General features: G+C 69.1%; 18 protein-coding genes. 16 read left to right on the top strand and 2 right to left on the bottom strand.

Going from position 1 to position 25,124, the window contains the following annotated elements:
• The first annotated feature begins 157 nt into the window (after positions 1 to 157).
• The 7 genes from E9536_RS00195 (at position 158) to E9536_RS00165 (ending at position 9,278) form a co-directional block, all read left to right on the top strand.
• Positions 158 to 1,216: an NADP-dependent oxidoreductase gene (locus E9536_RS00195; RefSeq protein WP_059694837.1), complete on the top strand. Its 1,059-nt coding sequence runs from the start codon at positions 158 to 160 to the stop codon at positions 1,214 to 1,216.
• A 93-nt stretch (positions 1,217 to 1,309) separates the two neighbouring features.
• Positions 1,310 to 1,609: a putative quinol monooxygenase gene (locus E9536_RS00190; RefSeq protein WP_059694835.1), complete on the top strand. Its 300-nt coding sequence runs from the start codon at positions 1,310 to 1,312 to the stop codon at positions 1,607 to 1,609.
• 148 nt (positions 1,610 to 1,757) lie between these two features.
• A complete protein-coding gene (locus E9536_RS00185) occupies positions 1,758 to 2,213 on the top strand; it encodes a (2Fe-2S)-binding protein (RefSeq protein WP_021162722.1) in 456 nt (151 codons plus the stop codon).
• Between the two features lies 1 nt (position 2,214).
• A complete protein-coding gene (locus E9536_RS00180) occupies positions 2,215 to 4,449 on the top strand; it encodes a xanthine dehydrogenase family protein molybdopterin-binding subunit (protein WP_136469057.1) in 2,235 nt (744 codons plus the stop codon).
• A 15-nt stretch (positions 4,450 to 4,464) separates the two neighbouring features.
• Positions 4,465 to 5,763, top strand: coding sequence for a cytochrome c (locus tag E9536_RS00175; protein ID WP_060359050.1), 1,299 nt, complete (start codon positions 4,465 to 4,467; stop codon positions 5,761 to 5,763).
• Positions 5,764 to 5,915: 152 nt separating this feature from the next.
• Entirely contained in the window at positions 5,916 to 7,361 is a 1,446-nt protein-coding gene (locus E9536_RS00170) for an NAD-dependent succinate-semialdehyde dehydrogenase (protein ID WP_059552233.1), read from the top strand.
• A 438-nt stretch (positions 7,362 to 7,799) separates the two neighbouring features.
• Complete coding sequence (locus E9536_RS00165; RefSeq protein ID WP_136469056.1) at positions 7,800 to 9,278, top strand: diguanylate cyclase; 1,479 nt, start codon at positions 7,800 to 7,802, stop codon at positions 9,276 to 9,278.
• 54 nt (positions 9,279 to 9,332) lie between these two features.
• On the opposite strand, the gene tagH is transcribed toward E9536_RS00165, so the two are convergent.
• Together tagH and E9536_RS00155 are read right to left on the bottom strand one after the other, a co-directional pair.
• Positions 9,333 to 10,769, bottom strand: a complete 1,437-nt coding sequence (gene tagH, locus E9536_RS00160) for a type VI secretion system-associated FHA domain protein TagH (RefSeq protein ID WP_136469055.1) — start codon at positions 10,767 to 10,769, stop codon at positions 9,333 to 9,335.
• A 44-nt stretch (positions 10,770 to 10,813) separates the two neighbouring features.
• Entirely contained in the window at positions 10,814 to 11,200 is a 387-nt protein-coding gene (locus E9536_RS00155; RefSeq protein WP_060371998.1) for a TssQ family T6SS-associated lipoprotein, read from the bottom strand.
• Positions 11,201 to 11,831: 631 nt separating this feature from the next.
• Here E9536_RS00155 and tssJ point away from each other — a divergent pair.
• From tssJ to tssC, 9 genes are all read left to right on the top strand, one after another.
• Entirely contained in the window at positions 11,832 to 12,347 is a 516-nt protein-coding gene (gene tssJ / locus E9536_RS00150) for a type VI secretion system lipoprotein TssJ (RefSeq protein WP_027791609.1), read from the top strand.
• Positions 12,344 to 13,768: a type VI secretion system baseplate subunit TssK gene (gene tssK, locus E9536_RS00145; RefSeq protein ID WP_136469054.1), complete on the top strand. Its 1,425-nt coding sequence runs from the start codon at positions 12,344 to 12,346 to the stop codon at positions 13,766 to 13,768. Before tssJ ends, tssK begins: the two co-directional genes overlap by 4 nt.
• 15 nt (positions 13,769 to 13,783) lie before the next feature.
• Positions 13,784 to 15,106 carry a DotU family type VI secretion system protein gene (locus E9536_RS00140; protein ID WP_136469053.1) on the top strand — a complete coding sequence of 441 codons (1,323 nt, stop codon included), beginning with the start codon at positions 13,784 to 13,786 and terminating at the stop codon, positions 15,104 to 15,106.
• A 1-nt stretch (position 15,107) separates the two neighbouring features.
• Positions 15,108 to 18,737, top strand: coding sequence for a type VI secretion system membrane subunit TssM (gene tssM, locus E9536_RS00135; protein ID WP_136469052.1), 3,630 nt, complete (start codon positions 15,108 to 15,110; stop codon positions 18,735 to 18,737).
• Positions 18,719 to 19,414: a type VI secretion system-associated protein TagF gene (gene tagF / locus E9536_RS00130; protein ID WP_091919606.1), complete on the top strand. Its 696-nt coding sequence runs from the start codon at positions 18,719 to 18,721 to the stop codon at positions 19,412 to 19,414. Before tssM ends, tagF begins: the two co-directional genes overlap by 19 nt.
• Positions 19,415 to 19,489: 75 nt before the next feature.
• Positions 19,490 to 21,850, top strand: coding sequence for a serine/threonine-protein kinase (locus E9536_RS00125; protein WP_136469051.1), 2,361 nt, complete (start codon positions 19,490 to 19,492; stop codon positions 21,848 to 21,850).
• Positions 21,837 to 22,961 (top strand): type VI secretion system protein TssA, encoded by a 1,125-nt coding sequence (tssA, locus tag E9536_RS00120; protein WP_136469050.1) that lies wholly within the window; start codon positions 21,837 to 21,839, stop codon positions 22,959 to 22,961. The genes E9536_RS00125 and tssA overlap by 14 nt, the downstream gene beginning before the upstream one ends.
• A 73-nt stretch (positions 22,962 to 23,034) precedes the next feature.
• Complete coding sequence (gene tssB / locus E9536_RS00115) at positions 23,035 to 23,589, top strand: type VI secretion system contractile sheath small subunit (RefSeq protein WP_059694813.1); 555 nt, start codon at positions 23,035 to 23,037, stop codon at positions 23,587 to 23,589.
• On the top strand, positions 23,582 to 25,090 hold the full coding sequence (gene tssC / locus E9536_RS00110; RefSeq protein ID WP_124671510.1) for a type VI secretion system contractile sheath large subunit: 1,509 nt from the start codon (positions 23,582 to 23,584) through the stop codon (positions 25,088 to 25,090). Before tssB ends, tssC begins: the two co-directional genes overlap by 8 nt.
• The last annotated feature ends 34 nt before the right edge of the window (positions 25,091 to 25,124 follow it).

Raw genomic sequence — 25,124 nt, 5'->3', positions numbered from 1 at the left:
GCCACGCCGCGTTACGCTGTTCCCCATTGTTTCAAGCGCCTGCACGCAGCCGCGACGGCCCGACCGCCGACGTTGCAGCATGCGGGCGTCTCCGCTGCTCCACCCTTGATCCGATCGTGCCCACGAAGCACGTCCATTCCTGTTGACGGAGGCTCACATGCCGCAAAGCAAGACCGCAAACCGCCAGATCGTCCTGAATTCGCGCCCGGTCGGCGCACCGACGCCGGGCAACTTCCGCACCGAATCCGGTGCCGTGCCGACGCCCGGTGCCGGCCAGGTGCTGCTGCGAACGGTCTGGTTGTCGCTCGACCCGTACATGCGCGGCCGGATGAGCGATGCGCCGTCCTATGCGCCGCCGGCCCAACTCGGGCAGCCGATGGTCGGCGGCACCGTCAGCCAGGTCGTGTCGTCGAACCTGCCCGCGTTCCGCGAAGGCGACCTCGTGGTCGCGGGCGCCGGGTGGCAGGACTATGCGCTGTCCGACGGCCGCGACCTGATTCCGCTCGGCCGCGACGTCGCGCATCCGTCGTATGCACTCGGCGTGCTCGGCATGCCGGGCTTCACCGCCTACACGGGGCTGCTGAAAATCGGCGAGCCGAAGGCCGGCGAAACCGTGGTCGTCGCGGCGGCAAGCGGCGCGGTCGGCGCGGTGGTCGGCCAGATCGCCAAACTGAAGGGCTGCCGCGTGATCGGTGTCGCGGGCGGCGCCGACAAGTGCGCCTACGTGACCGATACGCTCGGTTTCGACGCGTGCGTCGATCACCGCGACCCGGCATTCGCCGCGAAGCTGAAGGACGCATGCCCGAACGGCATCGACGTCTATTTCGAGAACGTCGGTGGGGCCGTGTTCGACGCGGTGTGGCCGCTGCTCAACGATCACGCGCGCGTGCCGGTGTGCGGGATCATCGCGCACTACAACGACGCGGCATACGACGACACCGCGGTGTCGACCGGCCGCGATCGCGTGCCGGCACTGATGGGCACGATCCTGCGCAAGCGCATCCGGATGCAGGGTTTCATCATCCTCGACCACTATGCGACCGGTTATGCACCGTTCCTGAAAGAGATGAGTGAATGGGTCGCGCAGGGCAAGGTGAAGACGCTCGAGGACGTCGTCCCCGACCTGGCCGACGCGCCGGAAGCGCTGATCGGCTTGCTGGCCGGCAAGAACTTCGGCAAGGTCGTCGTGCGCGTGGGCCCGGACGAACTGGCCTGATACCGCGGCACGGCAAACCATGAAGATTGCACGCTGGCGTCGCGCGACGCCGGCTTGTGGCATGCTCGATTTCGATTCAAAAGGAGTGACAAGATGGCGCTTCACGTGATTGCGTCCCTGTACCTGAAACCCGAACACGCGGAGGCCGCCGAAGCCGAGCTGCGCAGCATGGTCGCGAAGACGCGCGCCGAGCCGGGCAACCGGCGCTACGACCTGTTCCGCGAACAGGACGGTTCGCCCAACCTGCACCTGTACGAGATCTACGACGACCAGGCTGCGTTCGACGCACACCTCGCGAGCCCGTATTTCGGCGAATTCCGCGTGAAATCGGCCGACTGGTTCGCAGCGCCGGCGGTCATCAAGGTGCTGTCCGGCATCGACGTGGCCGAGTAACGAAGCAGCACCCACGCCGCGGCCCGCTCCGCCCCGGGCCGCGCGGCAGCCGTCTCGCCCGGCAACGGCGAAGACAGCGACGAAATCGAAAACCCCGCGCGGCGCGCGATGCGCGTCGTTTCCCCAATACACCGGCCCCGGAGGCTGAATGGTCACCCTCAACATCAACGGCGAAACCCGCACGGTCGACGCCCCCGACGACATGCCCTTGCTCTGGGTGCTGCGCGACGTCGTCGGCCTCACCGGCACGAAATTCGGCTGCGGGATCGCGCAATGCGGCGCGTGCACCGTGCATCTCGACGGCGTCGCCGCGCGCTCGTGCGTGCTGCCGGTCGCGGCCGTCGCGGGCCGCAAGATCACGACGATCGAAGCCGTCGGCGCGACGCCGGCCGGCCACAAGGTTCAGCAGGCGTGGCGCGAGCTCGACGTCGTCCAGTGCGGCTACTGCCAGTCGGGGCAGGTGATGGCCGCCACCGCGCTGATCGCATCGAACCCGAACCCGAGCGATGCCGACATCGACGCGGCAATGGCCGGCAACATCTGCCGCTGCGGCACGTACAACCGGATTCGCGCGGCCGTGAAGCAAGCCGCGAAGGAGGCATGACATGTCGCGAGGACTGATCGAAGCAGGCAAGGCCGCTGGACAAGCCGCCGGCGCGGGCGTGTCGCGCCGTTCGTTCCTCAGGCTCGGCATGTCGCTGGGCGCGGCGGCGGGCGGTGGCCTGCTGCTCGGTTTCAGCCTGCCGGCGGCAGGCGACGATGCGCGCCGTTCGGTGATCGGTGGCGACGGCGATGAAACCGCGCGCGCAGGCGTGTTCGCACCGAACGCGTTCGTGCAGATCGACCGCGCCGGCAAGGTCACGCTGGTGATGCCGAAAGTCGAGATGGGGCAGGGCGTTTACACGGCGCTGCCGATGCTGATCGCCGAGGAACTCGAAGTGCCGCTGTCGAGCGTGACGCTCGACCATGCGCCGCCGAACGAGAAGCTCTTTCTCGATCCGCTGCTCGGCGGCCAGCTCACCGGCGGCTCGACGTCGGTACGCTACGCATGGGAGCCGCTGCGCCGCGCGGGCGCGACCGCGCGCACGCTGCTGGTCGCGGCCGCCGCGAAGCAATGGAATGTCGATCCGGCATCCTGCCGTGCGGTGAACGGCGAAGTGCAGCATCCGCCGAGCGGCCGGCGCGTGTCGTACGGCCAGCTCGCCGACGCCGCCGCGAAGCTGCCGGTGCCGAAGGACGTCGCGCTGAAGAAGCCGGCGGATTTCAAGCTGATCGGCACGCCCGCGAAGCGGCTCGATTCGCCGGAGAAGGTCGACGGCACCGCGCAGTTCGGGCTCGACGTGCGGCTGCCCGGCATGCTGTACGCGGTGATCGTGAACAGCCCGGTGTTCGGCGGCACGGTCGCGAGCATCGACGATACGGCCGCGAAGAAGATTCCGGGCGTGCGCCAGGTCGTGCGCGCGGACAACGCGGTCGCGGTCGTCGGCGATCACACCTGGGCCGCGAAGCGCGGCGCATCGGCGCTCGTCGTGAAGTGGAACGAAGGCGCGGGCGCGAAGGTATCGACGAAGGACATCGTCGCCGATCTCGCGCAGGCCGCGGCGAACGGCAAGGGTGCCGTCGCACGCAAGGACGGCGACGTCGGCAAGGGTTTCGCGGATGCGAAGACGCGCGTCGACGCCGTGTACGAGCAGCCGCTCCTCGCGCACGCGACGATGGAGCCCGTGAACTGCACGGTGCACGTGCGCGCCGACGGCTGCGAGATCTGGGTCGGCACCCAGGTGCCGACGCGGGCGGTCGACACCGTGCAGAAGCTCACGAGCTTTCCGCCGGAGAAGATCGTCGTGCACAACCACCTGCTCGGCGGCGGCTTCGGCCGGCGCCTCGAGACGGACATGATCGGCCAGGCGGTGAAGATCGCGAAGCAGGTCAACGCGCCGGTGAAGGTGATCTGGACGCGCGAGGAAGACATCCAGCACGACATGTACCGCCCGTACTACTACGACCGGATCTCGGCCGGCCTCGACGCGAACGGCAAGCCGATCGCGTGGCAGCACCGGATCGTCGGCTCGTCGATCCTCGCGCGCTTCGCGCCGCCCGCGTTCCAGCACGGCGTCGATCCCGACGCGGTCGAGGTGGCCACCGACCTGCCGTACGACCTGCCGAACCAGCTGATCGACTACGTGCGCCAGGAGCCGCGCCACGTACCGACCGCGTTCTGGCGCGGCGTCGGGCCGACGCGCAGCACGTTCGTCGTCGAGAGCTTCATCGACGAACTGGCCGCGCAGACCAAGACCGACCCCGTGCAATACCGCCGCGCGCTGCTCGGCAAGACGCCGCGCGCGCTCAACGTGCTCGACGTCGCGACGAAGGCGGCCGGCTGGGGCCCGTCGCTGCCGACGGGGCAAGGGCGCGGCGTATCCGTGATGCACGCGTTCGGCAGCTTCTTCTCGATCGTCATCGACGTCGCGGTGGACAACGGCGAGGTGCAGGTCAAGCGCGTCGTGTGCGCGGTCGATTGCGGCATGTCCGTCAACCCGAACACGATCGAGGCACAGGTGCAGGGCGGCATCATCTTCGGGATCACGGGCGCGCTGTACGGCGAGATCACGATCGAGGACGGCCGTGTCGTGCAGAGCAATTTCACCGATTACCGGATGCTGCGGATCAACGAGACACCGCCGATCGAGGTACATCTGGTGAAAAGCGGCGAAGCGCCGGGCGGGATCGGCGAACCGGGCACGGCCGCGACGGCCGCGGCATTGTCGAACGCGATCTTCGCGGCGACCGGCAAGCGGCTGCGCAAGCTGCCGGTCGGCGACCAGCTGAAGACGGCTTGAGGGGAGGCGACGATCATGCGAAACCTCACCCTGAATACGTTCCGTGCATCGCTGCTCGCGCTGTCCGCCATGCTGGCCGGCCCGGCCGCGCAGGCCGCGCAGACGGCACCGGCCGACAGCGCGCTCGTCGCGCGCGGCGCGTACCTCGCGAAAGCGGGCGACTGCGTTGCGTGCCACACCGCGCCGCGCGGCACGCCGTTCGCCGGCGGCCTGAAGATGGTCACGCCGATGGGCGCGATCTACACGACCAACATCACGCCCGATCCGGAAACGGGCATCGGCGGCTACACGGAAGCCGAGTTCGCCGGCGCGCTGCGCAAGGGCGTCGCGAAGGACGGTCACAACCTGTATCCGGCGATGCCGTATCCGTCGTATGCGAAGCTGAAGGACGAGGACGTGAAGGCGCTGTACGCGTACTTCATGCACGGCGTCGAACCGGTGAAGCAGGCGAACCGGCCGTCCGACATCCCGTGGCCGCTCAACATGCGCTGGCCGCTCGCGTTGTGGAACATGGTGTTCCTCGACACGACGCCTTACGCGGACAAGCCGGCCAAGGACGCGATGTGGAACCGCGGCGCGTACCTCGTGCAGGGGCTCGGTCACTGCGGGTCGTGCCACACGCCGCGCGGCGTCGGCTTCCAGGAGAAGGCGCTCGACGAAGGCGGCGCGGCGTTCCTGTCGGGTGCGCCGATCGACAACTGGTTCGCCTCGAACCTGACCGGCGAGCCCAACACGGGGCTCGGCCGCTGGAACGAGGCCGAGGTCGCGCAGTTCCTGAAGACCGGCGCGAACCGCCATGCGACCGCGTTCGGTTCGATGGTCAGCGTGATCAACCACAGCACGCAGGCCCTCACGGACGACGATCTGGCGGCCATCTCCCGTTACCTGAAATCGCTGCCGGCGGCAGGCGGCACGGGCGCGCCGCCGTACCGCTACGATCCGAAGGCGACGCAGGTCGCGCTGGGCCGGCCGGCAGCCGATCCGGGCGCGAAGGTGTATAACGCTTACTGCCTGCATTGCCACGGCGCGGACGGGCGCGGCTACGCGCCGCTGCTCGCGCCGCTCGCCGGCAACCCGAACGTGCTCGAAGGCGATGCCGCGTCGCTGATCAACGTGACGCTGAACGGCAGCGAGACGCTCGTGATCGATGGCGTGCCGTCCGCTTATCCGATGCCGGCGTTCTCGAATCAGTTGAACGACCGGCAGATCGCCGACGTGCTGACCTTCATGCGCGCCGGATGGAACAACGGCGCGCCGGCCGTGCAGGCGGCGGACGTCGCGAAACTCCGCAAGGCGACGGCGGCCGCGCGCTGAGCGCGACTCCATGCGGAACGATGGCGGGCCGGCGTGCCTGCCGTCGACGCCGCCGGGTGCGTGCCAGCCCCGGCGGCCTGGCTTTTTCTGTCAACCGGCGCGCGGCCGTTCGCGGCAGCGCGCGTTTATCGACGCAATGTAGGGGTGTCTGGATGGCTAACGTGACTTATACGGATACGCAACTGCTGATCGACGGCGAATGGGTCGACGCCGCGAGCGGCAAGACGATCGACGTCGTGAACCCGGCGACCGGCAAGCCGATCGGCAAGGTGGCCCACGCGGGCATCGCCGATCTCGACCGTGCGCTCGCCGCCGCGCAACGCGGCTTCGAGGCCTGGCGCAAGGTGCCCGCGCACGAGCGCGCGGCGACGATGCGCAAGGCGGCCGCGCTGGTGCGCGAACGTGCCGACGCGATCGCGCAGCTGATGACGCAGGAGCAGGGCAAGCCGCTCACCGAGGCGCGCGTCGAAGTGCTGTCGGCGGCGGACATCATCGAATGGTTCGCGGACGAAGGCCGCCGCGTGTACGGCCGGATCGTGCCGCCGCGCAACCTCGGCGCGCAGCAGACCGTCGTGAAGGAGCCGGTCGGCCCGGTCGCCGCGTTCACGCCGTGGAATTTCCCGGTCAACCAGGTCGTGCGCAAGCTGAGCGCCGCGCTGGCAACCGGCTGCTCGTTCCTCGTGAAGGCGCCGGAAGAAACCCCGGCGTCGCCGGCCGCGCTGCTGCGCGCGTTCGTCGACGCGGGTGTGCCGTCCGGCGTGATCGGCCTCGTGTACGGCGATCCGGCGGAAATCTCGTCGTACCTGATTCCGCACCCGGTGATCCGCAAGGTCACGTTCACGGGTTCGACGCCGGTCGGCAAGCAGCTCGCCTCGATGGCCGGCCTGCACATGAAGCGCGCGACGATGGAACTGGGCGGTCACGCGCCGGTGATCGTCGCCGAGGACGCCGACGTCGCGCTCGCGGTGAAGGCCGCCGGCGGCGCGAAATTCCGCAACGCGGGGCAGGTCTGCATTTCGCCGACGCGCTTTCTCGTGCACAACAGCATCCGCGACGAATTCACGCGCGCGCTGGTCAAGCATGCCGAAGGGCTGAAGGTCGGCAACGGCCTCGAGGAAGGCACGACGCTCGGTGCGCTCGCGAACCCGCGCCGGCTCACCGCGATGGCATCCGTCGTCGACAACGCGCGCAAGGTCGGCGCGCGCATCGAAACCGGCGGCGAGCGGATCGGCTCGGAAGGCAACTTCTTCGCGCCGACCGTGATCGCGGACGTGCCGCTCGAAGCGGACGTGTTCAACAACGAGCCGTTCGGCCCGGTCGCGGCGATCCGCGGTTTCGACAAGCTCGAAGACGCGATCGCGGAAGCGAACCGTCTGCCGTTCGGGCTCGCCGGCTACGCGTTCACGCGTTCGTTCGCGAACGTGCACCTGCTCACGCAGCGCCTCGAAGTCGGGATGCTGTGGATCAACCAGCCCGCGACGCCGTGGCCGGAAATGCCGTTCGGCGGCGTGAAGGACTCGGGCTACGGCTCGGAAGGCGGGCCGGAAGCGCTCGAACCGTACCTCGTCACGAAGTCGGTGACGGTGATGGCCGTCTGACGACCGTCTGACCCGACCGATCGCGTGCGCGGCGCCGCCGGCGCGGCGCGCGCGATCGGCGCAGGCCGGGCGGCGCTCGCGTTGCGCACTGCGCAACGGCACGCCCGGTCTCCCGCCGGCTTTCGCGCCAGCCGTGCATTCGCATGGCAACCTGACGGCAATTTCAATACGCGTACCACTGCGGTCGGATTGTTTCGATTTCGTCATCGGCAGCACCACACGCCACACCACGCGACGCCCCTCGGTGAATGAGCGCCGGCACCCGGTGCCGGTCCGAGCGGAACACGATCCGCCCGACACCGCTCAGGTCACGTCGTACGCAACCCGGCAAGTCAGGACTGCACCTCGTACCCGGAAGTCGTACTTTTTGGTATAGGTTATTCAGAACAAACCATAACGACCGGTGCGTCAGCGCCGGGCCAATCTGAGAGGACACGGATGCATCCGCGGTCGGCAGCGCCGTACTACGTTGTGCTGGCGGGGACCTTGATAGCGTGCGCGCTGATGGGCCTCTGCGTGTTGCAGTTGTTTCAGAGCCGTCACGATGCGCTCGATCGCGCGCGAGAGACGTCGCGAAATCTGGCGCTCGTCGCCGAGCGCGACATCGAACGCAACATCGAGCTCTACGGCCTGTCGCTCGAGGCGGTGATCCAGGGCCTCCGGCGGCCGGACGTCATGGCCGCCCCGCCGGCGCTGCGGCGCGGCATCCTGTTCGATCACGCGATGACGGCGAATTTTCTCGGCTCGATGCTCGTGCTGGATTCCGCCGGCAACATCATCCTGGATTCGGCGAACGACGTGCCGCGCCACGGCAATTTCGGCGACCGCAAGTACTTTACGGTGCACCGCGACAATCCGGACGTCGGGCTTTACATCAGCGATCCCTTTGCGTCCCGCCTGCGCGGCGGCGCGCTCAGCGTCGCGCTGACGCGCCGTGTGTCGAACCCGGACGGCTCGTTCGCCGGCATTGCAATGATCGCGGTCAATCTCGAGTATTTCCACACGCTGTTCGCCGGCCTCGCGCTCGGCTCGCACGGCGCGATTTCGCTGATCGGCACGAACGGCATCATGTTCATGCGCCAGCCGTTCGACGTGCGCACCATCGGTCGCGACATCAGCAAGGCGCCGACGTTTCGCCACTTCATGACGGCACCGGAAGGCTCGTTCATCGAAACCTCGACGATCGACAACGTGCGCCGCCTGTACTACTTCAAAACGCTGCCGCACCTGCCGCTGATCATCATGGTCGCCGAGGCGGAGCAGGACATCTACGCCGCGTGGCGGCACCGGGCCATCACGATCGGCGCGCTGGTCGCCACCTTCGGCGCGGCGTTCATCGTGCTGTCCTTCATGCTGGGCTCGCAGCTGCGACGCAGGATGCGCGCCGAATCCGAGCTGGTCATGCTCGCGCGCACCGACGGCCTCACCGGGCTCAACAATCGCCGCTCGTTCGGGGAGGTGCTGGATCTCGAATGGCGCCGCGCGCGCCGTGCCCGATCGGTGTTTTCGCTGCTGTTCGTCGACGTCGACCGCTTCAAGGCCTACAACGACACGTATGGCCACCAGGCCGGCGACGACGCGCTGGCGGCGGTCGCACGGTGCATCGGCGACAACATCCGGCGCCCGGCGGACACCGCCGCCCGCTATGGCGGCGAGGAGTTCGTCGTGATCCTGCCCGATACGCCGGCGACGGGTGCGACGGAGATCGCCGAAAGGATTCGTGCAGCCATCGACGGACTGGCGATCGAACATGCGGAAAGCGAATTCGGGCGCGTCACCGCGAGCATCGGCGTGGCAAGCTGGGCGCCCGGGCAGGAAGGGGAGGTCGAGTCGGTGATCAAGGCAGCCGACGAGGCGTTGTACGTCGCGAAGGAAACGGGGCGAAACAAGGTCGCGTCGTGTGGTGCGGCCACCTGACGCCTCCGCCGGCACCCATCGCCCGCGACCGGTGGCGGGCGCGCGGTTCGATGCTCAATGCCGGCCGCTGCCGCGATAGCTTTCCACTTCCGCGTCGTACGCCGCCAGAAACGCCTTGCCGAACACCGACGCGAAATCGTCCTCGATCGCGAACACCGTGTCGCGATGGGTCGCCGCGTAGCGATCCCACATCCTCGCCTTGTACAGCACGGGCACGCGCTTCTCGTACCAGCGCATCGCGTCGTCGCGCTCGCGCAGGCGCTGCGGTGAAAAGCGCGTCAGCAGGTCCATCAACGCCGCGCGCATGCCGGCGACCATGCCGATCTGGTGCGCGTGCAGATCCTGGAACGCGTCGCTGACCGCGCTCTGCGGCGACATGAAGCCCGGCAGCGGCAGCCCGAACATCTGCCGCAGCACGGCGCCGCCGTCGGGCAGCAGCTTCAGCGGATTGTTCTCGCGATCGAGCAGCATCGTCATGTGCGCCTTCACCTCGCGCTTCAGGATGCTGCGCGACGACAGCAGCTCGACCGTGCCGTTCGCGAACAGCGCCAGCAACTGGCCCGCGATGTACAGCTGCTCGGCCGACCACTGATGCGATTCGGCGGCCGTGTCGAGCCCCGCGCCTTCGAAGAACGCGCTCAGCAGTTCGTCGGGGGTCGGCGCGCGCGCCGCATGCGGCGCCGGTTCGTCGGCCGGCCGCGTATCGGTGTGCGCGGCGGCCGGTTGCACGCGCACGTGCTGCGTCCACTCGGGCGCGTGATCCGCCTGCGTCGCGGACGACGCGTCGCGAGCCGCGTTGCCGCGATCGGCGTGCGCCGCCGTGCCCGCTGCGCCGAGGTCGCCCGACGACTGCGCGAACAGGTCGAGCGGATCGGTCGACAGCTGGTGCAGGTCGCGCTGCGAAGGCGCGGGCGGTGCGGCCTGCTGCGCCGCGCCCGCACGTGCGGGGCCGCCTGGCCGCGCAGCGGCGTCCGCCGCCTTGCCGCGCGGCGCGAGACGATCCTGGAGGAGCCCCCACAGCCGGTTGCCGGCGCCTTTCGTATCGACACGCGATGACGACGGTTGCGCGGGCGCCGCTGCCGCCCGGGCTTGCGCCTGCATATCGACACGCATGCCGGTATCGGTCTCCATGTCGATGACCGGTGCATGGCCGCCATCGACGCCGTCGCCGCCGTCGTCACGTTCGGCGCGCAGCACGTACGGCCCGATGCGGATGATGTCGCCGGTGTTGAGCGCGCGCTCCTGCGCATAGCCGACCGGCTCGCGGTTCACCTCGATCGTCGAGACGCTGCTCAGGTTCTTCAGCAGGCAGGCGTCGTCGCCCACCTGCAGCAGCGCCTGCAGCCGCGAAATCTGCCGCGTGTCGTCGCGCAACACGAGATGGTTGTCGCTGGCCCGGCCGATGGTGCCGCCCGGCGGATGAAACACGACGGCGTCGTAGGAGTCGTTTTCGACCGGCTCGCCGGCATGTTCGATCACGATCAGTTGCATGTCATACGTCGCTCGGTGAAGTGCTCGCGCGCAGGCCGGTTCGTTCAGGACGACGACGCATGCCTGCGGCGCGCGAATTCGAACGCAGGCCCCCAGACCGGATGTCCCTTCTCCGCAGGGGACAAATCGAAGCGCGGGTTGAGGTCGAGAATTTTCGAGAACTCGGCGCGGCACGGCGTGATGCGGTTCGTCACGCAATAGCTGAACGCGAGGAGCTTGTGCGCGGCAACCTGCGTGTCGGTGTCGGCGCCGTCGATTTCCTTCGCGTGGCTCAGCAGCGCGATCGTGCGCCCGTAGTCGCCGCTGTCGTACGCGGCGCGCGCGCTGTCGACCGTCGCGCGTGCAGCCGACTGGGTCGGGGACGTACTGCACCCGCCGGCCCCCAGCAACAATGCGCCGAGGAAAAGAACGAGCGATGAACGACCTTTCATTATTGAAATCAGGAATTGGCGTAATTGGAAGGTGGCACACAAGCGCTGTTGGATTCTAGTGCCAATCATCGGCACCGAATCGCCTGTTACGTTTTGTTTCATTTCACCATTCCATTTCCACCTGAATACAGAATCGACTACGAATTTCAGTGCTTGTGAATCCGGAAAAACGGCCTATAGTTCGCTGTGTTTTTCGGATTCGTCAGTTGTTTGGTCAGCGCACGTCAATGCACGAAAAAACGGGCCGTCCGTTCGTGCGAAACGAATAGCCTGGCACACCGTCAGCGCCGCGGGCGTTCGTTGCCCGGTGGCCGGCCGGCTTGCGCCCGAGCCCATCCGACAGGTGTCCACGCCACAGAACCGGGCCGCGACGGCGAACCGGTCGGATTGATTTTTGCCATTAATTCATCAACCCCAATTCTCAATTGACCACCATCTCGCCAAATCGACTTTCAAAATCCATGAATGATATGACCCGGCTTTTTACAAGAACAATTTGCCGATACGGATTGAGGTGGATGGATATACGGATTACACAATTACCGATCAATTAATTGTCCCTTTTTCAATCGGATCAACCGGTTTCGCGGTCGAAAACCGGCGGACGGCTATTGGGTGGCGAGGGTGGAATATGCAATGGCGGTCGAGCAGTTTCATCGTATGGGGATGCGTGATGCTGTTGCCGGGATGCGGCGCGACGGAGCACGCCGCGGCGGTGCCGTATGCGATCACGGTCGACGTTGCACCCGACGTCAACCCTGACCCGAACCGCAAGCCTGCGCCGATCGTGCTGAAGGTGTTCCAGCTCCGCGCGGCATCGTCGTTCGACAGCGCGGATTTCTTCTCGCTGCAGGACAAGCCGGAGAACGTGCTCGGCACGGACCTGCTCGGCACCGATCGCGTGATCCTGCGGCCGGGCGAGTCGCGCACGCTGCACTATCGCGGCAACGTCGAGGCCGGCGCGATCGGCGTGGTCGCCGAATACCGGATGCTCGAAAAGAACCGCTGGCGGCTGACGGTGCCGCTGCCGCGCGCGAAGCAGCTCAATCTCTACAAGTTCTGGCAGACGTCGCCGGGCGAGCTGAAGCTGTCGATCGCGGTGCGCAACGGCGGCCTCGCGCTGAACGATGCGAAGGGGCGCCCATGACCGAACCGACGATGTCCGCGACACCGGTCGCGGCGCTCCGCCAGCGGGTGGTGTGGACCGAGGGGATGTTCCTGCGGCCGCAGCATTTCCAGCAGCTCGAACGGCACTGGGAACGCTATGTCGCGCTGCGCTGCCTCCCGCTGCAAGGCTTCTTCTGGGGCTTCGACACGCTGGAGCTCGACCGCGAGCAACTGGCGCTCGGCAAGGTCGCGCTGCGCACCGCATCGGGCGTGATGCGCGACGGCACGCCGTTCGACCTGTCCCATCCGGACGATCTTCCCGAACCGCTCGACGTGCCGGCCGACGCGAAGGACCAGCTCGTCGTGCTCGCGCTGCCGCTGTGGCGCGGCGGCGGCGAGGAGGTGTCGTTCGGTGCAGGCGAAGGCCATGCCCCGAACGGCGCGAGCGGCGCGAACGGTACGAACGGCACGAACGGCGGCGCCGATGTCGCGCGCTACGTCGTGCGCGAATACGAAGTGGCCGACGCGAACGCGGTCGCGCTCGGTCCCGCACTGCTGCAGACGGGGCGCCTGAACGTGAGGCTGATGCTCGAAGCCGAGCTGACCGGCGACTGGCACGCACTCGGCGTCGCCCGGATCGTCGAGCGGCGCACCGATGCACGGCTGCTCGTCGACGACGGCTACATCCCGCCGCGCCTCGTCGCGCAGCACGACGCCGTGCTGCTGGCCTACGCGCGCGAGCTGCACGGGCTGCTCACGCAACGCAGCGAAGCGCTCGCGGAACGGCTGTCGGAGCCCGGGCGCGGCGGCGTGTCGGAAGTCGCGGACTTCCTGCTGCTGCAGCTCGTGAACCGCTATCTCGCGCTGACCTGGCATGCGCAGCAGCACGTGTCGACGCATCCGGAGGCGCTGTTCTGCGACTGGCTGAAGCTCGCGTGCGACCTGAGCACGTTCACGGCGGCCGGCCGGCGCCCGCAGTCGCTCGCCGTCTACGTGCACGACGACCTGCGCACGAGCTTCGCGGAACTGATGACCGAACTGCGGCGGTCGCTGTCGACGGTGCTCGAGCAAAACGCGATCCAGATCGAGCTGCGCGATGCGGGCAACGGCATCCGCGTCGCGACGCTGGCCGACCCGGTGCTGCGCGACACGGCCGGCTTCGTGCTCGCGGTGCGCGCGGACGTACCGGCCGACAGCCTGCGCGCGCGTTTTCCCGCACAGGCCAAGCTCGGGCCGGTCGAGCGGATCCGCGATCTCGTGCAGCTGCAACTGCCGGGCATCACGATGCGCCAGTTGCCGGTCGCGCCGCGGCAGATCCCGTATCACGCGGGCCATACGTACTTCGAGATCGACAAGGGCAGCGACCTGTGGAAGCAGCTGGCGCGCTCCGGTGGTCTCGCTTTTCATTTCGCCGGCGAATTCCCTGGACTCTCGATGGAGTTCTGGGCGATACGCGGGTGAGGGCGGGGCGACGCGATGAATTCCTCCTCCGATTCGATCTCTCCCGGCGCAGGCGGATTCGTGCCGCCGAATCCGGGCGGCATGCATCCGGCCGCGGCGGGCGCGGCCGGCCCGACCGCGACGCAGCCGCGCCCCGGGCGCTGGGCCGCGAGCGGCACGAACCCGCTCGTCGCGGCCGCCAATCCGTTGCTCAACCTCGTGCCGCAGATCCGTTCGACCGTCCATCACCCGAATCCCGCGTGGCTGCGCGAGCATCTCGTCGTCGAGATCCGGCAGTTCGAGGCGCGCGCGCAGGAGGCCGGCGTGCCGTCGGAAGCGATCATCGGCGCGCGCTACTGCCTGTGCACGGCGCTCGACGAGGCGGCCGCCCTGACGCCGTGGGGCGGCAGCGTGTGGTCATCGCACAGCCTGCTCGTGTCGTTCCACAACGAGACCTGGGGCGGCGAGAAATTCTTCCACCTGCTCGAACGCCTGTCGCAGCAGCCGCGCCAGCATCTCGACCTGCTCGAGCTGCTGTATTTCTGTCTCGCGCTCGGCTTCGAGGGCCGTTATCGCGTGCTCGACAACGGCCATGCGCAGCTCGACGCGCTGCGCCACCAGCTCGCGCTCACGATCCGCTCGGTGCGCGGCGAATTCGAGCCGGCGCTGTCGCCGCACTGGCGCGACGTCGTCACGCGCGATGTCGCGCGCCGGTTCGTCGTGCCGCTGTGGGTGTGCGTGGCGCTCGCGCTGCTGATCGGCTTCGGCGTGTTCGTCGGGCTGCGGATCGCGCTCGCCGGGCATTCGGACCGGCTGTTCGCGTCGATCGACGCGCTGCACGTGCCGAAGCTGCAGCCCGCGCAGGCGCCGCCGCGCCCGGTACCGGCCCCGCGCATCGCGAAGTTCCTGGAACCGGAGATCGCGGCCGGACTCGTGTCGGTGCGCGACGCCGCCGATCGCAGCGTGATCGTGCTGCGCGGCGACGGGTTGTTCAAGTCGGGTTCGACGTCGGTGATCGACCGCTACGTGCCGGTGCTCGCCCGTGTGGCCGACGCGCTGGACAAGGTGCCCGGCAACGTGCGCGTGACCGGTTATACGGACGACACGCCCGTGCATACGGCGCGCTTCGCGTCGAACTGGGACCTGTCGCGCGAACGCGCGGAAGCCGTGCGCGGCATGATCGCCGCGCGGCTCGACCATCCGGAACGGCTCGCGGCGGAAGGGCGCGGCACGCTCGACCCGGTCGCGCCGAACGATTCGCCCGCGAATCGCGCGCTGAACCGGCGCGTCGAGATCACGCTGCTGCCGGCGCCCGGCAGTGCCGCCGTCGGCGCGAGCGCAACGCAGGGAGCCAACTGACATGAACCAGGCTGTCGCGCGTTTCGTCCGGCCGTTGCCGTCGCGGGAAATCTGGACCTTCGCCGGTCTCGTCGTGCTCGCATGCTTCGTGTGGCTCGCGGGCCCGCTGTTCGCGTTCGCCGAGGTCCGCCCGCTCGAAAGCGGCTGGGCGCGCGGGCTGACGATCGCGGTGCTGTTCGTCGCGTGGGGCGCGCGCGTCGCGTGGCGCAGCTGGCGCGCCGGCCGGCTCAACGCGCAACTGCTGAACCAGCTGCGCGAAGCGGCGCCCGGGCCGGCCACCGCCGACGATCCGGCGAAAGCGCAGCTCGACGAGTTGCGCAGCCGCTTCGACGAAGCCGCGACGCTGCTGAAGAAGGTCCGCTTCGGGCAGGCCGACACCGTGCGCAAGGGCCTGCCGCGCTGGTTCGACCGGATGTCGCGACAGTATCTGTACCAGTTGCCGTGGTACGTGTTCATCGGCGCGCCGGGCTCGGGCAAGACCACCGCGCTCGTGAATTCCGGGCTCAGTTTTCCGCTCGCCGAGCAGTTCGGCCGCGCGGCGATTCGCGGCGTGGGCGGCACGCGGCATTGCGACTGGTGGTTCACGAACGACGCGGTGCTGATCGACACGGCCGGCCGCTATACGACGCACGAAGGCAACCGTGCGCTCGACGAGGCCGAGTGGAAAGGCTTCGTCGACCTGCTGAAGAAGTACCGTACGCGCCAGCCGCTGAACGGCGCGATGCTGACGATCAGCGTGGCCGACCTGCTCGGCGCGTCGGAGGCCGAGCGCACGCAGCACGCGATGGTGCTGCGCAAGCGGCTGCTCGAACTGCGCGCGCAGCTCGGCATCCGCTTTCCCGTGTACCTGCTCGTGACGAAGGCCGACCTGCTCGCAGGCTTCGCCGAGTATTTCGGCAACTACGGCCGCGCGGAATGCGCGCAGGTGTGGGGTTTCACGTTCCCGCTCGCGCAGAGCGAGGCGCCGGGTTTCGACCTGCGTGCGGCATTCGACCGCGAATACCGGCTGCTGCACCAGCGGCTGAACGACGGGCTGCCCGAACTGCTCGCCGCGCAGACCGACGCGCGCCAGCGCGAGATGACGTACCTGCTGCCGCAGCAGATCGCCGACCTGCAGGACATGCTCGGCCAGTTCGTCGCCGAGGTGTTTTCCGTGTCGAGCTACGAACCGATGCCGATGCTGCGCGGCGTCTACCTGACGAGCGGCACGCAGGAGGGCACCGCGTTCGATCGCGTGATGAGCGGCATCAAGCGCTTCCTGAAGATCGAGGGCGTGCCGCCGGTCGCGCAGGTCGGCTCGACCGGCCGCAGCTTCTTCCTGAAGTCGCTGCTGCAGGAGCACATCTTCCGCGAAGCGTCGCTCGCCGGCAGCGACCTGCGCTGGCATCAGAAACGGCGCGTGCTGCAGATCGCCGGCTACGTGCTGCTCGCGCTGGTGTGCGTGGCCGTGCTGGTCGCCTGGCTGCGCAGCTATTCGAACAATCGCGCGTATCTCGACCAGATCGGCGCGCGCGTGCCGGCCGTCGATGCGCAGATTGCCGGCGCGAAATTCTCCGATGCGGCCGACGTCGCCCGCCTGCTGCCCGTGCTCGACGCGCTCGGCGGCCTCGCGAATACCGGTGGCGTCGACCTGCAGCATCCGCCGCTCGCGTACCGGTGGGGGCTGTTCCAGGGCGAGAAGATCGACGAGGCCGTCGACGCCGTGTACCGGCGCGCGCTCGAGGACGTGCTGCTGCCGATCGCCGCGAGCCGGATGGAGGCCGCGCTGCGCGACGCACGGCCCGACGAGACCGAATTCGCGTATGCGGCGCTGAAGGCGTACCTGATGCTGTACGACAGCGCGCACTACGATCCCGCGTTCGTGCAGGCCGTCGTCGATCTCGAAATGGAACGCGCGCTGCCGCCCGATTTCTCGCCGGCCGAACGCACCGCGCTGCGTGCGCATCTCGCCGCGCTGTTCGGCGGCCGCGTCGCGGTGTCGCCGTATCCGATGAACGAGCGGCTCGTGGCCGACGTGCGCGACCGGCTGCGGCAGGTGCCGTTCTCGCAGCGGCTGTACCGGCAGCTCACAATGACGCTGCGGCCGGCCACCGCCGCGTTCGACTTCAGCGTCGCGCGCGCGGTCGGCCCCGACGCGTCGCTGGTGTTCCGCCGCCAGGGCGGCAAGCCGCTGTCGGAAGGCGTGCCGGGCCTCTATACGCGCAACGGCTATCGCAACGTGTTCGCGCCGCGCCTGGCCGGCGAGGTCGAGGCCTACGGGCGCGAGGAAGTGTGGGTGCTGAACCTCGGGCTTTCCGAGATTCCCGGGCCGAACGACGCGGCCGCGTGGGCCCGCGATATCCGCCAGCTGTACCTGAACGACTACCTGAAGATCTGGGACGACTATCTCGCCGACATCAAGCTGCAGCGCACCGCGACGCTCGCGCAGAGCATCCAGGTGGCACGCGCGCTGTCGTCCGCCGATTCGCCGCTCACGCGGCTGATGGTCGCGCTCGCGCGCGACACGGCACTCGGCGATGCACCGGGCGGCGGGGCGCGCAATCTCGCCACGCGCGCGCAGGACAAGGTCGACGAGGCGCGCAGCTCGCTGTCGCAGATCTTCGCGAGCAAGGGAAGCGATGCGAACACGTCCGCAGCAGCGCCCGCGAGCGCCGAGCAGATCGTCGATAGCCACTTCGCCGGGTTGCGCGCGTTCGCGCCGGGCAGCGGCGACCAGGCCCAGGCGTTCAACGACGTGCTGAAGTCGATCGACGCGCTGTACACCTACCTGACGGCCACCGACGACGCATTGAGGAGCGGCGCGCAGCCGCCGCCGTCCGACGCGCCGGCGAAGCTGCGCGCGCAGGCCGGCCGCCTGCCCACGCCGTTCCGCGACGTGCTCGACGACCTGTCGAACGTCGCGAACGGCAGCGTGGCGACCGTCGAGCAGCGCAGCGTCGCGACGCGGGCCGGCGCGAACGTCGGCGACTTCTGCCGGCAGGCGATCGCGGGGCGCTATCCGTTCGCGCGCGGATCGTCGCGTGACGTCGCGCCGGCGGATTTCGCGCAGATGTTCGCACCCGGCGGCCTGATGGACGACTTCTTCCAGAAGAACCTGCAGTCGATCGTCGATACGACGTCGCACCCGTGGCGCTTCGCGAACCGCAATGCGGACGCCGATCCGTCGGCCGCCGCGATGCTGGCGTCGTTCGAGAAGGCGGCGGTGATCCGCGACGCCTATTTCGGCGGCGGTGCGCGCACCGCGCAGCTGAAGGTGCAGATCCAGCCGCTCGAAATGGACCCGTCGATCACGGAGATGGTGCTCGACGTCGACGGGCAGATCGTCCGCTACGCGCACGGCCCGCTCGTGCAGAGCGCGGTGGACTGGCCGGGCCCGCGCGGCAGCAGCCAGGTGCGGCTGCAGGTGTCGGGGCAGGCCGGCGCGACCGACGGCTTCTCGACCGACGGGCCGTGGGCGCTGCACCGGCTGTTCGACCGCGCGGCCGTATCGGCCGGGCGCGGCTCCGACCAGATGATTGCGCGCTTCACGGTCGACGGCAAACCGGTCGTGCTGCAAGTGAATGCGGGCAGTGTCCGCAACCCGTTCAGGCTGCCCCAGATGGAGTCCTTTACATGCCCTCCGAAGCCATGAGCCCGACACCGCCGTTCACGCGTACCGACGGCGATGCGCCGGCCTGGTACGGGAAGATTCCCGGCGCCGGCGACTTCGTGAACAGCCGGCTGCCGCATGCGCTCGCGCTGTGGTGGGAGCGCTGGCTCCAGCAGGGGATGGCCGCGATGCGCCAGCGCGGCGCGGACGAGATCGAGCGCCATTACACGGTCGCGCCGGTCTGGAATTTCCTGATCCCGGCGGGCGCCGGCGCGTCGTGCGTGCAGCCGGGCTGCCTCGCGCCGAGCTGCGACCGCGTGGGGCGCTACTACCCGGTGATCGTCACGCTGCCGATGCGTGCGGCCGATTACTGGAGCGGGCTGCCGGACGCCGCCGACGCGTTCTACTGGCAGGTCGGACAGGCGCTGCTCGACGCGATCCGCCATGCCCGCGCGCCGGGCGATCTCGAGCGGACGCTCGAACGCGTGCGGCTCGCGCCGGGCGTCGACAGCCACGCGGACATCGTCGACGGCACGCCGGCGCCGCTGCCGGAGCGGCCGGCGCCGGCCGCGTGGCCGGGGCTGTCCGGTTACTTCGATCCGCACGGCGGCACCAGCTTCTGGTGGACCAACCGCGCGGACGGATCGCCGCTGCGCACGCACGCGCACACGGGCACGCCCGACAACGCGCTGTTCCTGACGCTGTTCGGCGGCGGTTAGCGGCCGGACAGAAGGACGGCGGGCCGCCGGGCGCGGCGGCGGGCGGAAAGGACGCGGTTTCGAGAGGTGGTGGAGATGAAGGACGCTGGATCGAGAGACAACGAGCACGACACGGCGACACGCGGCGACGCATCCGAATTCACGGTGCGGCCGCTGCCGCTCGGCCATCGCCTCGGCGAATTGCAGCTCGACGAAGTGCTGGGCATCGGCGGCTTCGGGATCGTCTATCGCGCGTTCGACCGCACGTTGCGGCGCGCGGTCGCGATCAAGGAGTACATGCCGTCGATGCTGGCCACGCGCGGCGGCGACTATACGGTGTCGCTGCGCTCCGAGCGGTTCGCGCAGGCATTCGACGCGGGGCGCGGCGCGTTCCTCAACGAAGCGCGCCTGCTCGCGCAATTCGACCATCCGGGGCTCGTCAAGGTCCTGCACTTCTGGGAAAGCCACGGCACCGCGTACATGGTGATGCCGTTCTACGAGGGGCGCACGCTCAAGCAACTGCTCGACGGCGGGATGCGGATCAGCGAGACGCAGCTGCGCAACATCGTCGGCGCGCTGCTCGGTGCGCTCGACACGCTGCATCGCGCGCAGTGCTTCCATCGCGACGTCGCGCTCGACAACGTGCTGATCCGCCCGAACGGCAGCGCGATCCTGCTCGACTTCGGCGCGGCGCGCAAACGGATCGGCGATCTGGTCGACGACGGCGCGATGATGATCAAGCCAGGCTACGCGCCGATCGAGCAATACACCGACGATCCCGCGTTCAGCCAGGGGCCATGGACGGATCTCTATGCGCTCGGCGCGGTGATGCACGCGATGATCACCGGCGAGTTGCCGCCCGCGGCCGTCGTGCGCAGCATCAAGGACACGTACCGGCCGCTCGCGTCGCGTGAACTGCCGGCCGGCGAGGTGTACAGCCCGGCTTTTCTCGCGGCCGTCGATCATGCGCTGCAGTTGCGGATTCCGGACCGGCCGGAATCGGTCGCGGCATTCGCGGCGGAACTCGGGTTGCGGGACTTCGACCGGACGGGCAGCGGGTATGGCGCGCCCGCCGTGCCGCCCGTGGGCGATGCGGGCAGGAGCGGGGGAGACAAGGGGGCGGCTTCTGTCGAGGCCGGGACCGCGTCGGTTGCCGCCGCGACTTCGATCGGCGCGGGTGGGGCCGCTTCGGGTGGCGCTGCACCGGATGGGCGGCCGCCGACGCAGGCGGGCGCAGGGCCCCTGTCGACGCCTACGGACACGGTATCCGCATCGCCCGGTGTGTCGGACGGCAAGCCGGAAACCGATGATGTGTCTTCAACGTTGAAAGCGGCCACGCAAGGCGCAGCCGCCACGGCGGCTGCGGGAGCGCTCGCAGCGTCCGCATCGCATGCGTCCCGGCCGGCCGCGGAACCGGTTGAATCCGATGCGCCGAATGGAGACGTCGAACGCGCGAAAGAACCGGCCGCTGCACGCACCGACCCGCACGACGAAACCGGCACGCGATCCGCAAGACCCGATACGGACATCGGCGCGCGTGGTGCGGCGGGTTCCGCGAAAGCGGACGCGTTCGCAGCTGAAGGCCCTGGTGCCGGTGTCGGTGCCGCCAGTACGACCGCGCCGTATCCCGCCGCATCGTCGTCAGGCGGCGCTTCCGTGCCGCCCGGCGCCCAGCACAGCCACGCCCCCGCCGGATCGCGCAAGCGCCGACTGCCTGTCTACGCCGGTGGCGCGGTCGCTGCGCTGATCGCCGTCGGCCTCGCCGCGACCTACCTGTCGCGTCCCGCCCGCGTGGCCGACGAGCCCGCGCCCGTCGCGAGCCAGCCGCAGGCCGGCACGTCACCGCCCGCGAGCGCGCCGGCTGCCACACTGGCCCAGCAGGGGCCGACGCCGATCGTCGTGCCGCCGTCCAGCCTGCCGGCCGGATCGTCTGCACAGGTTCCGCCGCCACGCGTCGCCGCCGAGCCTGCCAGCACGCCGGCCGTCGAGGCCGCCGCGCCCGCGCCGCAGGTTGCGACCACCGTGACGAACGCGGCCCCGCCGCCGGCCGGCGCCAGCCCCGCCATCGCGCCCGCCGGCAGCCTCGACGCGTCGGAGCGCGTCGTCAACGTGCCGCCGTCGGAAGCCGCCGTTCCGCCGGTTTCGACGCCATCCCCGGCACCGAAACCGCCGGACAGCCAGACGGCCGTCGCCGCCGTGAACGCGCTGCCTGCCGAGCAACAGCCGCGTGCGCCGAAGGCGCAGGAAACCGTGCAGGTGCGTTTCAACGTGCGGCCATGGGGCGACGTCTACGTGAACGGCGCGCGGCGCGGTGCGAGCCCGCCGCTGCGTTCGGTATCGCTGACGCCGGGCGTCTACGTGATCGAAATCCGCAACGGCTCGCTGCCGCCGTTGCACCGCACCGTGGCGATCGATTTCGGCAGCAAACCGGTCAACATCGACTATGCATTCGAATGACGTCAGCCAGGCGGCGCTGGCCGCCGCCGCATTTTCCGCGGTGCCGCCCGGCATCCCGGCGACGCCGCGCGCGGGCCTGATCGGCCCGTTGCTCGCGGATGTCGCGCCCGATGCGCCGTGCGGCGCGAACCTCGAATACGACGCCGAGTTCCTGCAGTTGCAGGAGCGTGCGACGCCGCGCGCCGAGCAGCAATACGGCGACACCGTGATCCCGGCCGAGGCGCCCGACTGGCGCGCGGTCGAGCGGCTCGCGCTGGCGCTGTCCGCGCGCACGAAGGACCTGCGCGTGATCGCCTGTCTCGCGCGAAGCTGGACCGAGCAGCACGGCATCCCCGGTTATGCGGACGCGCTCGCGCTCGTCGCGAACCTGCTCGAGCGCCGCTGGGACGCCCTGCATCCGCGGCTCGACGCGGACGGCGAACCGGACCCGACACCGCGGATGAACGCGCTCGCCGACGTGGCCGGCGCGCACGACTGCGCGCGCGCGGCGCGCCGCCAGCCGCTGTTCGAAGGCGGGCCGAGCGTGCGCGACGCCGAACGGCTGCTCGACGGCCGCGACGATACCGGCAGCCCCGTAGCCGGCAGCCGCGAAAGCCTGCTGGCCGCGCTGTCGGCCGAGTCGGGCGACGGCACGACGCCGCTCGACGCGGCGCGCGCGGCACTGCACGCGCTGGATGCGATCCGCGCGTGCGTGACGGAGAAGCTGGGCCGCGAATGGGCACCCGACGAAGGCGATGCGGAAAGGGCGCTGCGGCGGATCGTACGCGAGGTGCCGCTACCCGAGCCGCAACCGGTGTCGCCCGCCACGCAGCAGGCCGTTCCCGGCGACGCATCGCAGGCCGCCTCGGCACCCGCTGCGCCGAAGCCGATGCCGGACGGCCGCGCATGGCGCGAAGCCGACATCACGAGCCGCGACGACGTGCGCATCGGTCTCGACAAGATGTGCCGCTATTTCGAGCAGCACGAACCGAGCCACCCGGCGCCGTTGCTGCTGCGGCGCGCGCAGCGGCTGCTCGCGCTCGACTTCTACGAAATCATCCGCGATCTCGCGCCGGAGAGCCTCGCGAAGCTGGACCTGCTGAGCGGCGAGCGAAGCGAATCAAACGAATGAACCGAACGAAAGGAACCGCCATGCGGGCGGCAACGACGGACTGCGCAACCTGATCGATGTGAAGGAGTGGACGATGACGGACAGAACCAAGGCGGCGGGCAGCGGACAGAAGTTCATCGCGCGCAATCGGGCGCCGCGCGTGCAGATCGAGTACGACGTCGAGACCTACGGCGCCGAACGCAAGGTGCAGCTGCCGTTCGTGATGGGCGTGATTTCGGACCTGGCGGGCAAGCGCGCCGAGCCGCTGCCGGACCTGCCGGAGCGCAAGTTTCTCGAGATCGACGTCGACAACTTCGACGAGCGGATGAAATCGGTCGCGCCGCGCGTCGCGTTCCAGGTGCCGAACACACTGACGGGCGAAGGGATGCTCAACGTCGACATGACGTTCGAGCAGATCGACGATTTCTCGCCGGCCGCGATCGCACGCAACGTCGACGCGCTGCGCCGGCTGCTGGAGGCGCGCACCGAGCTGTCGAACCTGCTGTCGTACATGGACGGCAAGCACGGTGCCGAGCAACTGATCGAACGCGCGATCAACGACCCCGACCTGCTGAAGACGCTCGTGCGCGAACCGCACGCGAGCACGCAGAGCGGCGACGCGACCCAACCGGAGGCCCGCGATGAATGATCCTGTCCAGTCCCGCGTCGACGCGCGCGACGCCGCGCGACCCGCCGTCGCGCACGACGAATTCGCGGCGCTGCTGCAGAAGGAGTTCAAGCCGAAGACGGCCGAGGCGCGCGAATCGGTCGAGCGCGCGGTGCGCACGCTCGCGCAGCAGGCGCTCGAACATACGGTCGGCATGACGACCGACGCGTACGGCAGCGTGAAGCAGATCATCGCGGAGATCGACCGCAAGCTGTCCGAGCAGATCAACCAGATCCTGCATCACGACGAGTTCCAGACGCTCGAAGGCGCGTGGCGCGGGCTGCATTACCTCGTCACGCACACCGAGACCGACGAGCTGCTGAAGATCAAGGCGCTGCCGGCGTCGCGCAACGAAGTCGCGCGGACGCTGAAACGCTACAAGGGCGTCGCGTGGGACCAGAGCCCGCTGTTCCGCAAGATCTACGAGGAGGAATACGGGCAGTTCGGCGGCGAGCCGTTCGGCTGCCTGGTCGGCGATTTCCATTTCAACCACAGCCCGCCCGACGTCGAGATGCTCGGCGAGCTGTCGAAAATCGCGGCGGCCGCGCACGCGCCGTTCATCGCCGGTGCGTCGCCGGAGCTGATGCAGATGGATTCGTGGCAGGAGCTGTCGAACCCGCGCGACCTGACGAAGATCTTCCAGAACACCGAATACGCGGCGTGGCGCAGCCTGCGGCAGTCGGAGGATTCGCGCTACATCGGGCTCGCGATGCCGCGCTTTCTCGCCCGGCTGCCGTACGGCGCGCGCACCAACCCGGTCGACGAATTCGACTTCGAGGAAGACACCGACGCCGCGAACCACGACCGCTACACGTGGGCGAACTCGGCGTACGCGATGGCCGCGAACATCAACCGCTCGTTCAAGCAGTACGGCTGGTGTTCGTCGATCCGCGGCGTCGAATCGGGCGGGGCGGTCGAAGGGCTGCCGAGCCACACGTTCCCGACCGACGACGGCGGCGTCGACCAGAAATGCCCGACCGAGATCGCGATCAGCGACCGCCGCGAGGCCGAACTCGCGAAGAACGGCTTCATGCCGTTCGTGCACCGGAAGAACTCGGATTTCGCGGCGTTCATCGGCGCGCAGTCGCTGTATCAGCCGGCCGAGTATCACGATCCCGACGCGACCGCGAACGCGCGCCTGTCCGGCCGCCTGCCGTACCTGTTCGCGTGCTGCCGCTTCGCGCATTACCTGAAGTGCATCGTGCGCGACAAGATCGGCTCGTTCCGCGAACGCGACGACATGGAGCGCTGGCTGAACGACTGGATCATGAACTACGTCGACGGCGACCCCGTCAATTCGTCGCAGGAAACCAAGGCGCGCAAGCCGCTCGCGGCCGCGCAGGTGGTCGTCGACGAGGTCGAGGACAACCCCGGCTACTACACGTCGAAATTCTTCCTGCGGCCGCATTACCAGCTGGAAGGGCTCACCGTGTCGCTGCGGCTCATCTCGCGGCTGCCGACCGCGAAGGCGGCCAACGAATGAGCGGCGGCGCATGCAACGATCGGACTTCAACGCG

Origin of the sequence: Burkholderia sp. LS-044, from assembly GCF_004803625.1 — a bacterium.
GTDB lineage: Bacteria > Pseudomonadota > Gammaproteobacteria > Burkholderiales > Burkholderiaceae > Burkholderia > Burkholderia cepacia.
This window is presented reverse-complemented; position numbering and strand designations above follow the sequence as displayed.

Bases quoted from the DNA above. Each gene is read 5' to 3' on its own strand.
- tssC (WP_124671510.1), top strand. From the start codon at position 23,582: ATGAATGATCCTGTCCAGTCCCGCGTCGACGCGCGCGACGCCGCGCGA.
- E9536_RS00180 (WP_136469057.1), top strand. From the start codon at position 2,215: ATGTCGCGAGGACTGATCGAAGCAGGCAAGGCCGCTGGACAAGCCGCC.
- E9536_RS00185 (WP_021162722.1), top strand. From the start codon at position 1,758: ATGGTCACCCTCAACATCAACGGCGAAACCCGCACGGTCGACGCCCCC.
- tagH (WP_136469055.1), bottom strand. From the start codon at position 10,769: ATGCAACTGATCGTGATCGAACATGCCGGCGAGCCGGTCGAAAACGAC.
- tssM (WP_136469052.1), top strand. From the start codon at position 15,108: ATGAACCAGGCTGTCGCGCGTTTCGTCCGGCCGTTGCCGTCGCGGGAA.
- E9536_RS00175 (WP_060359050.1), top strand. From the start codon at position 4,465: ATGCGAAACCTCACCCTGAATACGTTCCGTGCATCGCTGCTCGCGCTG.
- E9536_RS00195 (WP_059694837.1), top strand. From the start codon at position 158: ATGCCGCAAAGCAAGACCGCAAACCGCCAGATCGTCCTGAATTCGCGC.
- tssK (WP_136469054.1), top strand. From the start codon at position 12,344: ATGACCGAACCGACGATGTCCGCGACACCGGTCGCGGCGCTCCGCCAG.
- E9536_RS00170 (WP_059552233.1), top strand. From the start codon at position 5,916: ATGGCTAACGTGACTTATACGGATACGCAACTGCTGATCGACGGCGAA.
- E9536_RS00125 (WP_136469051.1), top strand. From the start codon at position 19,490: ATGAAGGACGCTGGATCGAGAGACAACGAGCACGACACGGCGACACGC.
- tssJ (WP_027791609.1), top strand. From the start codon at position 11,832: ATGCAATGGCGGTCGAGCAGTTTCATCGTATGGGGATGCGTGATGCTG.
- E9536_RS00165 (WP_136469056.1), top strand. From the start codon at position 7,800: ATGCATCCGCGGTCGGCAGCGCCGTACTACGTTGTGCTGGCGGGGACC.
- tssA (WP_136469050.1), top strand. From the start codon at position 21,837: ATGCATTCGAATGACGTCAGCCAGGCGGCGCTGGCCGCCGCCGCATTT.
- tssB (WP_059694813.1), top strand. From the start codon at position 23,035: ATGACGGACAGAACCAAGGCGGCGGGCAGCGGACAGAAGTTCATCGCG.
- E9536_RS00190 (WP_059694835.1), top strand. From the start codon at position 1,310: ATGGCGCTTCACGTGATTGCGTCCCTGTACCTGAAACCCGAACACGCG.
- tagF (WP_091919606.1), top strand. From the start codon at position 18,719: ATGCCCTCCGAAGCCATGAGCCCGACACCGCCGTTCACGCGTACCGAC.
- E9536_RS00140 (WP_136469053.1), top strand. From the start codon at position 13,784: ATGAATTCCTCCTCCGATTCGATCTCTCCCGGCGCAGGCGGATTCGTG.
- E9536_RS00155 (WP_060371998.1), bottom strand. From the start codon at position 11,200: ATGAAAGGTCGTTCATCGCTCGTTCTTTTCCTCGGCGCATTGTTGCTG.